Annotated in this window: 11 protein-coding genes; 2 read left to right on the top strand and 9 right to left on the bottom strand. The window is 40.8% G+C overall.

All coding sequences use genetic code 11. The features are described 5' to 3' along the window. Positions 1–451 precede the first annotated feature (451 nt). The gene (locus IM496_RS15445) at positions 452–2,551 is read left to right on the top strand and encodes a serine/threonine-protein kinase (protein WP_287662459.1); all 2,100 of its coding nucleotides are present in this window, start codon (positions 452–454) and stop codon (positions 2,549–2,551) included. A gap of 175 nt (positions 2,552–2,726) precedes the next feature. On the opposite strand, the gene IM496_RS15440 is transcribed toward IM496_RS15445, so the two are convergent. The 5 genes from IM496_RS15440 to IM496_RS15420 all read right to left on the bottom strand — a co-directional run bounded on the left by IM496_RS15440 (position 2,727) and on the right by IM496_RS15420 (position 4,992). Then, the gene (locus IM496_RS15440) at positions 2,727–3,125 is read right to left on the bottom strand and encodes a helix-turn-helix domain-containing protein (RefSeq protein ID WP_287662457.1); all 399 of its coding nucleotides are present in this window, start codon (positions 3,123–3,125) and stop codon (positions 2,727–2,729) included. Beyond that, the gene (locus tag IM496_RS15435) at positions 3,109–3,408 is read right to left on the bottom strand and encodes a type II toxin-antitoxin system HigB family toxin (protein WP_002777884.1); all 300 of its coding nucleotides are present in this window, start codon (positions 3,406–3,408) and stop codon (positions 3,109–3,111) included. Before IM496_RS15435 ends, IM496_RS15440 begins: the two co-directional genes overlap by 17 nt. Positions 3,409–3,476: 68 nt before the next feature. Next, positions 3,477–3,908 (bottom strand): type II toxin-antitoxin system VapC family toxin, encoded by a 432-nt coding sequence (locus IM496_RS15430; protein ID WP_287657908.1) that lies wholly within the window; start codon positions 3,906–3,908, stop codon positions 3,477–3,479. Between the two features lies 1 nt (position 3,909). Next, positions 3,910–4,122 carry a hypothetical protein gene (locus IM496_RS15425; protein ID WP_149977555.1) on the bottom strand — a complete coding sequence of 71 codons (213 nt, stop codon included), beginning with the start codon at positions 4,120–4,122 and terminating at the stop codon, positions 3,910–3,912. Between the two features lie 174 nt (positions 4,123–4,296). Beyond that, a complete protein-coding gene (locus IM496_RS15420) occupies positions 4,297–4,992 on the bottom strand; it encodes a response regulator transcription factor (protein WP_104396848.1) in 696 nt (231 codons plus the stop codon). A gap of 296 nt (positions 4,993–5,288) precedes the next feature. Here IM496_RS15420 and IM496_RS15415 point away from each other — a divergent pair, with 296 nt between their 5' ends. Then, positions 5,289–7,445 (top strand): putative PEP-binding protein, encoded by a 2,157-nt coding sequence (locus tag IM496_RS15415; protein ID WP_287662456.1) that lies wholly within the window; start codon positions 5,289–5,291, stop codon positions 7,443–7,445. A gap of 549 nt (positions 7,446–7,994) precedes the next feature. On the opposite strand, the gene IM496_RS15410 is transcribed toward IM496_RS15415, so the two are convergent. The 4 genes from IM496_RS15410 to IM496_RS15395 all read right to left on the bottom strand — a co-directional run bounded on the left by IM496_RS15410 (position 7,995) and on the right by IM496_RS15395 (position 12,193). Continuing rightward, positions 7,995–10,745 (bottom strand): glycerol-3-phosphate acyltransferase, encoded by a 2,751-nt coding sequence (locus tag IM496_RS15410; protein ID WP_287662455.1) that lies wholly within the window; start codon positions 10,743–10,745, stop codon positions 7,995–7,997. Between the two features lie 203 nt (positions 10,746–10,948). Further along, the gene (locus IM496_RS15405; RefSeq protein WP_194016148.1) at positions 10,949–11,563 is read right to left on the bottom strand and encodes a Uma2 family endonuclease; all 615 of its coding nucleotides are present in this window, start codon (positions 11,561–11,563) and stop codon (positions 10,949–10,951) included. Further along, positions 11,544–11,783 carry a hypothetical protein gene (locus IM496_RS15400; protein WP_104396933.1) on the bottom strand — a complete coding sequence of 80 codons (240 nt, stop codon included), beginning with the start codon at positions 11,781–11,783 and terminating at the stop codon, positions 11,544–11,546. Before IM496_RS15400 ends, IM496_RS15405 begins: the two co-directional genes overlap by 20 nt. A gap of 242 nt (positions 11,784–12,025) precedes the next feature. Further along, entirely contained in the window at positions 12,026–12,193 is a 168-nt protein-coding gene (locus tag IM496_RS15395; protein WP_287662454.1) for a hypothetical protein, read from the bottom strand. Between the last annotated feature and the right edge of the window lie 265 nt (positions 12,194–12,458).

Raw genomic sequence — 12,458 nt, 5'->3', positions numbered from 1 at the left:
GTAATATTCCTTGTTGACACCCTTACTGACAAAGAAAAAACTGAAATCAAGTCAGGATAAGGGTTGGAGTGCTTACTGCAAAAATTGTTAAGAAAGATCCCTATAAGGGATAGCCTTATCAAGAAGGGGGGACTAAGGGGGGATCAGAGGCAAAATCCATTTTTAATTTAATTATAACCAGCTACTTAAGTAGTCGTGCAAAATTAATTTCCTAGTCGAGACTCCGAGACAGCTAATCTAAGGATAGGCGGTTAAAATGCGTTTTAGCTTACTTAAGTAGGTAGGCGTTAACAATTATCAGATGCCCCCCTTATCAAGGGGGGCAGGGGGGATCGAACCTAAAATCCATTTTTAATTTAATTATAACCAGCTTACTTATGATAAAATGCCTTCAAAGACAGGTAAGGGAAAACTTGCAATTATTCACCCAATAAAATAACTGATAGCCGAGATGAAACCCTGTTACTGCATTAATCCCGATTGTTTTCAACCGGAGCATCCGAGCAATAATAACTCGAATACTCGTTACTGTCAAAGTTGCGGCTCTGAGTTGTTGTTAAATGGTCAATATAGGGTAAGTCGGTTATTGAGTGATACGACCGGTTTTGGGGTTGTTTATGAAGCTTTTGAAGGTTTTACAGCCAAAATCCTCAAGGTCTTACAAGAAAAATGGAATAATGACCCGAAGGCAGTGGAATTATTTAAACGGGAATATGACGTTTTATTAGAGTTAAGTCGTCAAAATGTCACCGGTGTTCCTCAAGCAGATGTCTATTTTCAATATTCCACAAGGGAGGGAAAAATATTACACTGTTTAGTCATGGAAAAAGTGGAGGGTATTAATTTAGAACAGTGGCTAAAGCAGTATGATAAATTAAGTCAAAAACGGGCTTTTAAATGGCTGAGAGAAATTACTTTAATTCTCGATAAAATTCATCAACAGAATTGGCTGCATCGAGATATTAAACCCCCTAATATTATGCTGCGGAATAGTGGCGAGTTGGTGTTAATTGATTTTGGCACAGCAAGGGAAGAAACCCAAACCTATCATCAAAAGGTCAAAGGTCAACAGGTAACAGGTATTACCTCAGCCGGATATACCCCCAATGAACAACAACATGGCCAAGCAGTGATTCAATCAGATTTTCATGCTTTAGGACGAACTTTTGTGCATTTATTAACCGGAAAACATCCTTTAGAAATTTATGATCCGATTAATGATGTTTTACCTTGGCGAGAAGAAACGGAAAATATTCACCCGTTATTGTTGGATTTTATTGATGAGTTGATGGGAAGATTACCCAAGAATAGACCGGCTAATACTAGGGTTATTTTACAGCGTTTGGATGAGATTGAACGGCAATTAAAGTTACCTCCTATAACTCCTAATAGACCATCTCCACCACCACCAAATCCGCAGCCTGTTGTAACTCAAAAACAACCGCCAGTTATTCCTAAGATTAATCCTTCTCCGCCGGTTTCACCCGCACCTGTACCCAAAAAAACACCAGCACAACCGGTTAAAAATAATAATCTGAGAAATAGAATGATAGCTCTTGGTGGAGTTTTGTTATTAGGAATAGGAGTAACTCAAGGTTATGGTTATTTTAAATATAAAAATTTTCCTGCTAGTCCTCAATTATTAATATCTGATTTATCTAGTCTTCGCTTCTTAGATAAAACCCTTACTGGTCATTCTGACTCGGTTTTGTCAGTAGTATATAGTCCCGATGGCGGCTATTTAGCTAGTGGGAGTTGGGACAATACTACCAAAATTTGGGAGGTAGCAACGGGAAAAGAATTGCGTACCCTTACTGGTCATTCTATTGGGGTTATGTCAGTAGTATATAGTCCCGATGGCCGCTATTTAGCTAGTGGGAGTGTTGACGATACTATCAAAATTTGGGAGGTAGCAACGGGAAAACAATTGCGTACCCTTACTGGTCATTCTAAGGTGGTTATGTCAGTAGTATATAGTCCCGATGGCGGCTATTTAGCTAGTGGGAGTTGGGACAATACTACCAAAATTTGGGAGGTAGCAACGGGAAAAGAATTGCGTACCCTTACTGGTCATTCTAGTCCGGTTTACTCAGTGGTATATAGTCCCGATGGCGGCTATTTAGCTAGTGGGAGTTGGGACAAAACTATCAAAATTTGGGAGGTAGCAACGGGAAAAGAATTGCGTACCCTTACTGGTCATTCTGACTCGGTTAGGTCAGTAGTATATAGTCCCGATGGCCGCTATTTAGCTAGTGGTAGTTGGGACAATACTATCAAAATTTGGGAGGTAGCAACGGGAAAAGAATTGCCTACCCTTACTGGTCATTCTCGCGAGGTTATGTCAGTAGTATATAGTCCCGATGGCCGCTATTTAGCTAGTGGGAGTTGGGACAAAACTATCAAAATTTGGGAGGTAGCAACGGGAAAAGAACTGCGTATTCTTACTGGTCATTCTTACCGGGTTTATTCAGTAGCATATAGTCCCGATGGCCGCTATTTAGCTAGTGGAAGTGGTGACAAAACTATCAAAATTTGGAGAGTGAGACAGTAAACTTGTGTTTGGGGTGACAGCAATAACTTTTGTCTATCAAAAATGAGCGACACTTGCGGGAAACTGCACCGATGTCTTTAAAAATATTGGGTTTTGGCTCAAATTATTGAATCGAGCAGTTTTCTCCTAAGTATTAAAGCGCTCAACCCAACCAAAAAGCTAGAGGGGATCGTATCTACATCAACAAACTATAATCTACATGAAAGAAATGTCCTAATAATTTCGCCTGTTCTTGGGTAATTGACCCTTTTCCTTCAATTAAACTAGAGGCAATTTTGTCAGAGCCAAGGATTCTGGCTATGTCTTTCTTATTAACGCTTTGCTGTTCCATCAAAAACAATAACATAGAATGAGGTGTGGTTGATTCCTGTAGATAAAAGCTTTTTTCAAAATTCCCAATTAAAAAAATTAGAAGCTCATAAAGTTCATCTTCTTCGGGAGTTCGCTGCTGACGGTGCATTAATTCTTCCACAATAGCCAAAGCTTTTTCATTTTCTGCCTCTGTTTTAATAACTTTAGGTAAATGGCGAGCTAGTAATTCTTTGTATTTTTCTGGATTAAAAGTAAGGGTCATTTTTCCATTGCTCCTTATCGTATTCAGCGTGAGTTAAAACATACTTGATATAAATTAGCCGCTTCTGATAATCGATACTGGTTATGAGACGATAACTATTCCCTTTAATGTTAAAAACAGTAAAGTTACCAACTGCTTCTGCTTTAGGAAATACTGTTTGAACCTCAACTAAATTATACCAAATCGCTTTACTGGCAATTTTATACCAATTCTCTAAAGCTATTCGGGAATCAGCGTGTTTATTCGTAAATTCTCGTAGTCTTCGATAGCTGATGACGTGCATTTATAAAAACAAACATAAATTATCTCTGGGGGTGATTCGCTGCCAAAGTTGGTTTTTCCATAGGTAATTCAGTTGCCTGTAATCGTCCAATCTTCTGCTCTTAAACCGGCAATTTGCCCAAAATCTGAGAGATTTCTCGTCAGCAGGATAGCCTGATTAACCATTGAGATAGCAGCAATCTTCAAATCCATCGAACCCAAACGAGGGTAAGTTACCCGAAGTTCTTGAAAAACTTGACCTGCCTTTTCATCAAAGCCGACAATGGGAATCGTGCGATAATTAGCGAGGTGCTTTTCTAGCCTTCGATAGGCAACAACTTGGGTTTCAATCGAATTGGTCTTGGCTATGTAACTGAGCCATCCCCGCATTTGTTCTTCGTAGGTGATAATTGTGGTAGCAACTTTGCTGCTCGTAATAGCAGCCAGCTTTTTCAGCAATTGTTGTGCCGGTTGTCCCCCGCGATCGAGAATACTAATATGATCGGTGTCAAGGAGATACATTTCAGGATTCGGATGCTTCCTCGGCTAAAGGTTTTAGAGACTGGCGGTACTCTTGACCAAACTGCATTGCCTCTTCGTAAACCGGATCGTCAGCAAAAGTGCCGACAATTTTTTCCCACCAGGGAGTTTCGCTGACAGTAGGTAGCAAACGCTTAAGCAGTGCTACTTCAGCTTCTAAAGTTGCTAGTCTTATCTCTAGATCAGTGCTTAACATGGTTGACATATCCTCCTATTCTGCTCTTGCTCGAAGGTTAGCTCTAAAACAAAATTTGTTTCAACGCCAGAAGCCATAAGATGAACTGATGAAACGTTTTCCATCGGTAATTCAGTTGCTTGTCATCGTCAGTTATTGACACTCCGGTCCACTACTTTGTCCTTAGCTGCTATATTAACTGGTTAAACCGTGTTTTAGGGCAAAACGTACCAATTCCGTGCGACTATTAGTACCAGTCTTGCTAAATAAGCGACTGACGTATTTTTCTACGTTTCTGACGCTGGTTTCTAGACGACTGGCAATTTCTTTATTCATCAATCCCTCCGCTACTAAATCTAAAACACTTTGTTCCCGGGGGGTAAGGTCAATTTTAATCGGGGGGGGAGTAGTAGTAAAAGTGTTCTGTTGTCCCACCTGCTGTTTTAATTCCCGGATATCTCGGGCAATTTCTTCTAATCTAGCGTTTTCGCTGGTGGCTTGCAAGGATTGACGACGGCGCTCGATTAAAGACTTGATTAATGCTTCTAATTCCTCGGGATCGAAAGGCTTGGATAAATAAGCATCACAACCGGAATTATAACCCTGAATGCGATCGCTTGTCATCCCCCTAGCAGTGAGAAAAACCACGGGAATTGTCTGAAAACGAGCATCTTCGCGCAATTTCTTGAGAAACTGATAGCCATCCACCTGCGGCATCATAATGTCGGAGATGACTAATTCCGGAATTTCTTGATTGAGTAAATCCCAGGCTTCGTTAGCATTACTAGCAGTTCTTACCTCGAAGTCATCCCCGTACTGTAGATATGCTTGCACAGATTCACGAACCCCCGGTTCGTCATCCACTAACAAAACTTTCGCAGGTGTGTCCATGAATTTCTCGCAGCGATCGAATATTGTCCGAATCCTATCTTATCAGCTATCAGGAGTCAGTAGTCAGGAGGCAAAAGACAGGAGGTTATTTTCATTTATTCTTCCCACTTCCCTATCTCCCCACTTCCCTATCTCCCCACTTCATAATTCATAATTCATAATTCATAATTCCCCACTCCCCACTCCCCAGATCATCCTCAAGATAGTGACGGTGAGTTAAACTAGCAGATAGAACTAAAAAGCTACAAAAATCACACAATGATTTTATAATCCTTTCACCATTCTTAACAAATCCCGTGACCATTCTCTGCTGGCTCGATCGCATTAGTGCTTCTGATCGCCCCCTGGTGGGGGAAAAAGCTTTTATTGCCAGTGAATTACACCAGCGAGGATACCCAATTATCGGGGGATTTGCCATTTTTAACCGCATTTTTGCGGAATTTTTGGAAACTATCAACAATGCTGACTCGTTTCTGACTGATTTTCCGCAATCTTCCCTCTATTTAGACGTAGATAACCCAAAAGCTCTGCAATTAGTCGCCAAAGAGAGTCGCCGCGCCATTTTACAAGCGCAAATTCCTCCTCTCTGGTTAGAAGAACTAGAGGCGGCCGTGGCACAATTATCCATGGATAGCCTAGTATGGCGCTTTTCCTTACCAGCTAATCTGTCTCGACGAACTCTCGGTTTATTTTCCGCCCCCATCAGTGGAATTAAAGCAGATAATCTAGAAAATGCCCTAAAACAAGCTTGGGCGGAGTTATTCACCGCCAGAAGTCTATTTTATTGGCGAAAAGTGGGAATTGGTTTAGAAAAAATTCAATTATCTTTACTGGTACAACCGTTATTACCAGCCAATTGTGCGGGAAATGTGCTGATTAATGAGGATAACTGGCAAATTCAGGCGGTTTGGGGATTAGGACATAGTTTAGTTAATGGAGAAGTGGCACCAGATACCTATATTATTGATCGCTCCGGTCAATTACGCAGTCGGCAATTAGGCAATAAATCCAGGGCTTATTATCTCAACAGTGACAGTAATCTGCTCGCACCACAATTATTAGCACCCAGTTTACAGGAAAGCTACTGTTTAGATAATTTCGCCCTCGATCGCCTTTGTCAACTGGTTCAATCTCTACTGGCGGAAAAACCCACCCTAACCAGCATAGAATGGCTGATGATGCTGGATGGTCAAATTTATATTCTTAACTGTCACAGTCAGGAAATCACCCCCACTACATCCCATTATCCCTTAAGAGGATTAGGGGCATCCCCAGGGTTGGCATCGGGAGTGGCAAAAGTGATCAGCAATTTCGACTCCCCAGAAGCAAATTTTCAGGATTGCATTTTGGTTACTACTAATTTACCTCCGAAAAAACTGCCCCATTTACGCCAAATTCGAGCAATGATCACGGAACAGGGGGGATTAACTAGCCATGGAGCCATCTTAGCCCGGGAATTAGCCATTCCTGCCATTGTCGGGGTGAAAAATGCCACGGAAATTATCCGCTCAGGCGAGATAATTTTAGTAGATGGTACGAGGGGAATTATTTCTCTAGCATCTCAGGAACAGATTTCCTTACCCCCAGCACCCCCCAGAGAAACCGACGGGACGGCAATTGCTACCCGTTTGATGGTTAATCTCAGTCAAACTGAAAGTATTGCCAGAATCCAAGAACTGCCTATTGATGGGATCGGTTTATTGCGCTCAGAATGGATGATTTTAGACTTACTTTCTCAGCGTAATCTAGAAGAATGGTTAACTCCAGAGCATCAAGAAGCATTGATCGAGAGATTAAGTGATTTAATCGCACAATTTGCCCTTAGTATCCAGCCTAAGCCTTTATTTTACCGTTCTTTTGATGCTCAACATTCGGCTCAAGACAGTCGGGGAACCCATGGTTATATATTAGATCCGACTCTATTCGATCTGGAATTGCAAGCTTTACGACGGGTACAAACCACCAGCGCCACCAATATTAATTTACTGCTTCCCTTTGTCCGCGGGGTTGAGGAATTTATTTTCTGCCGGCAACGGGTACAATCGGCTTTACTCACTCAAGTCCCTTCTTTCCAATTGGGGATAATGGTGGAAGTACCGGGAGTAATCTTTCAATTGGGGGATTATGTGCAAGCGGGGGTACAGTTAATCTCTATTGGTACTAATGATTTAACTCAATTACTTTTAGGCAGCGATCGAGAACATTTCTCAGAATATTTTAACGCCCGTCATCCCGCAGTCAGGGCAGCTTTAAAACAAATTATCACTCAAGCAAAAGTTTTACAGATTCCCTGTTCCGTTTGCGGCATGGCTATCGTCCAGTATCCTGAACTTATCGATGATCTGATTGCTTGGGGCGTGAATTCTCTTTCGGTGGATACAGAAGCAGTTTTAGCGACTAGAGAGGCAATTGTTCGCGCAGAAAGAAGGTTTTTATTGGAAAATGGCAGATAACTTCCCCATCACCCCACTTCCCCATCACCCCACTTCCCCATTACCCCACTTCATAACGCATACTTTGTGCTTTTTGTCAAAAAAACTTTTTTTTTGCAACAAAACTACACAAAAAAAAGATCATCGTTGTGGGTGAAATTGACTCATTTACCTGTCTTAATTGGGATTACCTTCTAGGTGTGGCAAGGGTTTCAACCGTTGCTGCCCAAAAAAGCATAGAATACCCCACTATGAAATTCAGTAAAATCGCTGTAACCATTGTAACATCGTTGTTAAATAAAAATCTTTCTCAATTAATTCTTAAGAATTTGTAAATATTGCGAAATGTTAATTTAAATATTCTCAAGTTTTTGGAGTTCATAGATAATTTTTGCTTATCTTTGAGCAACATTGGGTTAGAAGTCAGTTATCAGTTATCAGTTATCAGTTATCAGTTAACTGAGAAAACTCCCTACACCCTACACCCTACACCCCACACCCCACACCCCACACCCCACACCCCACACCCCACACCCCACACCCTACACCCCACACCCTGTCCCCTAATGCCTAGAGAATTTCAATAATTCCTTGACTGCCATCGAGACGAATTAATTGACCATCTTTTAACAATTTCATGGCATTATGCACATCCATAACCGCCGGAATTCCGTATTCTCTGGCAATAATAGCACCATGGGATAATTGTCCCCCCACCTCGGCAATAATGCCCACAGCCCGGGATAATAAAGGCGACCATCCTGAGTCAGTATAGGGAATAACAAGAATAGTATTAGGGGCAATTTCTAGATTTTGTAAGGTGTGCATAATTTTGACTCGTCCCTCCACTGTCCCCCCACTAGCGGCAATTCCCTGTAAGCGTTTTTTGGCAGTTAAATTTGAAACTAAAAATTCTCTTTTCGGTGGTTGTCCATAAACGATATAGGGAATATCGGTTAATTGGGAGTTTTCTTGGAATTGTTGGCGACGCTGACGGATAATCTGGTTAAGATTGGCGATTTTATTATTCTGACCTAACTGGGTAACTTCTGAGTAATTTAGATAAAATATATCTCCAGTCTCCGATAATATTTGCTGCTGTAACCAGAGGGTTTCCAAAGCGAGAAAATGCCAGCGTAGGTGAGCTAAAAGACGGGAGTAAATTTCAGTTACCTGGTTTTTGATATTTAATCTTTTTTGGACATTGTGGGAAGATTTGACTTTTTTATGGCTATTATTGACCGGAATATCTAAGGGTAGTTGTAGCAGATATGGGGGATTTTCTCGCCATCTCGGTATCGAAATATCGGTTCCTACTTCGCTTAAATAACCGTAGGTTTCTAACCAGAGGGAAAAAGCTGAGTCAAAATCTCGATCGAGCGTATTTTTTCTCAGTTCGGATAGCGATCGCATTGAGGCTATTTCTGGTGCTTGGGAGTTATCCAATCTCTCAAAAGGTACTCGCGAAATACTGCGACGCAAAGCGAAGCTAAGAGGGGCAAGAATACTATAATAGGTAGCTTTTTTTAAGACGGTTAAAATCTCCTCAATTTGCTCTAAAATCTCCCCTGAAGATAAAGCTTCTAGGGAAGTAGCGTTAATTTTTTCGAGCGTCGGAATAAAATAGGTTTTTTGATCTTGGCTAAAGTCTTTTTCTAACTGTAATTCCCGTCCTAAAAGTTTTAATAAACCGGGGGAATTAGCCAGGGTTGCCGTTAAAGGTGGTTTGGTAAACTTTGCCCCTTTGGTCAGAAATTCTAAGCTTTCTGGAGGTAATCCCATGCGCTGGAAAATGGTTCCTAATAAAGAAGCATTAAAATAGGCTCTTTGATAGTGTAAAGTGGCTGTTTCATTGAAGTCCAAATCGAGAGCTTTTTTGTCTAAAACTAAACTGAAAATATCTCCCCAAACTCCACAGGTTAAAGGACGATTAATTGACCAAGGCAAAGGACGAATCACCCCGGGGATAACTTCAGCCGCGATTTTTCTTGTCCAAATTGGCTGTAAATTAGTGATAGGACGGCACTGTAATAACCATAATTTTCGTCCGTCATGAGTCCATTCTATATCTTGGGGAATGCCATGATCAAGGTTTTCTAATTGCCGACAAAGATTAGCTACCTGTTGAATAATAGCCGGGGGAATATCTCCCGCTCCGATGATAATATTTTCTTCTAAATTAACTCGATAACTTTCGGGGGTGATTCTTCCCGATACAACTCTGGTGGCATCTCCGGGTAAAGCTTCAATAACTACATCTAAACTGAGAGGATTAATCGGATCACGACTGAAGGCAACTCCTGAAAAAACTCCTCGAATTTGTTCTTGGATTAACACAGCCATGGCCGTGTTTTCTTGTCCTCGATCGAGTCGATAATTAACAGCATTAGGACTATTATAGGAGGTTTGGCAACTTAAAATCGCCGCCGCTAAATTTTCTCGATTGATGACGTTAAGAATTGTGGTATATTGTCCCGCAGATGAAGCGGTTTCACTATCTTCTCCAATAGCGGAAGATCGCACGACTAAGGGATGATTAATATCAGGATTAAGAGATTCTATTAACGGTTGTGGATCATCTCCTGGTGGTAAAACCCAACCCCTAGGAATGGGATAACCGGCACGCTTAAGATCGGCTAAAGTGGCGGCCTTTTGTCCCACTTTTGAAGCTGCCAGATTGTCATCAAGAGTTTGGATCGATCGATCTCCACGAAAAAAACGAAACATAGTTTTTGATTCATTGTTAACACTTGCTTCAGGTAAGTCTAAATCGTCGGCGATTTTTTGAAAAATTGCCCCTAATAAACAGGCTAAAGCAATGGCACTTATAATATAACCTGAATCGTGGGGACGGCGCAAGGTGAGAATCAAAGCTAATAAAAATAATCCTACCAATCTACCCGTAGATTTTTCTCGAAAAATAGTAAAGCTAATCCCACTGATAATTGAGGTGAGAAAAACGGCGGCAAAATCGTGAACGATTAATCCCCAGAAAACATTAGTAGTTCCTGCACCTTTTCCTAACCAATAGCGCCCCACGACTAAGGCAATTAAAGCTAATAATTCCCAAGTGGAGCCGGTGGGAAAAAATAAACGGGTTAGGAAAATAACGATAATTCCCTTGGCTGCTTCCGAAATTACCGCCAAAATTCCCACTAATTTACCCCCATGGTAAAAAGCGGCAGTTACACCGATATTACCAGTACCTAATTGCGATAATTTACGTCCAGTTGCTAGATAATTTATCCAATCGATCAGAGGCAGTCCCCCGATGATAGGACAGACTAAAAAAATAAATACGGATCCCCAAATTTCTATCATTTAAAATGCGTCTTAGTTTACGATCTTTTCTTAGTAACGACCTTGATAACATGAACACGAAAGCGATAAAATAAATTGAGCTTAATGGCTTAAAACCCCATCATATTGAGCAAATAAAGGCAATAATTGCCGATTTTAAGTGGCAAAATCAACCCCTCAAACTGAAGAAAAAAGCGAAAAGAGTAAGGTGGACGATGCACACCCTACAGACTTAAGAAAATCTGATTGACAGTGAGATTTAATTCCGTGAAAGTCTGGGAAATTAGGCGATCACTGTCTCGAAATTGCCGAATTTGATATTCTTCCTCAACTAAGCGACAAACAGAGATGGTCGGTTGTTTAGGAGTGCCAAGAAAATTACGCCCACCTAAGGCTGCATAATCGACAATCCAATATTCAGGAATACCCATTTCTTCATAATCAGCAAATTTTAAGTAGTAATCATCACGCCAGTTAGTCGATACCACTTCAATGATCAGAGGGATAGATGCACCCTCACTAAGGATTGATTCTTTTTTCCATAATTTTTCCTGAGCGAGCTTGGTTCGATTTAGCACTAATACATCAGGAAAATAACCAGAATTTTTACCAGCAGGTCTGACAATCGCTTGGTTAGGAATTAAATAAGGAAGCCCTAGTCTATCAATTATTCCACTGAGTTTAACAGTTAAAAATCCTTTGATTTCCTCGTGTTCTCCTGCGGGTTGTGCCATTTCAATAATATTTCCATTGTGTAGCTCATAACGTACTCCAGAATTTTCAGGCAGCCAAGGGACGAATTCCTCGAAATTAACAGTTTTAGGTAGGGTTTGGCTCATGGCTGGCAAAATAGCTTTCTCTCTCTAGTAACTTCCTTGGCTCTATTTTACCTTGAATGTAGGGTGGGCATTGCCCACCCGACAAACTCTCTACACAATCTGCGATCGCACTATCACTGCCAAAAAAGATGAGGACGAAACCAAAAATATAATTGGTAACGACGACGAGGTTCATAAAAGGAGTCAGTTGCCAGTTAGTTTTAATATCTCCATTTGGCAATATTACACCCTCATAAAAAAAATTTTTTACCATCGGATCCGCCTAGTAAGTTTATCAAGAGGCCTCCTTGATTAACGCTGAATATTCTAGCCCATCCAGATACTTAAACCAGAAAACGGGTTTCTTTAAGAAACCCGTTTTCTTGAATGTTCCAGCAATTCCTGATGATGAAGTTGATCTCGGCGGCTTAGATGTGTAATTAATTTTGCTTAGGTACTTAATCGATCATAATTGATCATCATTTATCGCACTATATTATTAGTAATAGTAACGATAATTTTTTGCAGCTTAGCACCTTGAAAATCGCAAGGAACCTCGTGTTTATATCGAGTTAGGAAGTTAGGAGTATGATTTGAGAAAGTTCTGATAATATCGACATTTTGTTCGATGTTATTAATATACAGTTTCATCTTACCTATTGTGCTGTCACTCAACTTTTCATCGGAAGGAGCGATTATCTTTGGTTTGGCAAATTCAACTTTTAGTTTCACCTCGCCACTAAGATGAGGAAGATCACAAGTGATCTTCTGTTGTTGCCCTAACCTGCATTATTCATGAAGACTTTGGAAAATCCTCGAAAGCCTTGGCAAGAAGTTCATCTAGCGATCTGGCTGAAAAACAGTCTGTTTTTTGAGATGTCCTCACAATCAGGTTTTTGCCAGTTGGTGAATAATG

The organism is Microcystis sp. M049S2, assembly GCF_020245625.1.
GTDB classification, from domain to species: Bacteria; Cyanobacteriota; Cyanobacteriia; order Cyanobacteriales; family Microcystaceae; genus Microcystis; species Microcystis ichthyoblabe_A.
This window is presented reverse-complemented; position numbering and strand designations above follow the sequence as displayed.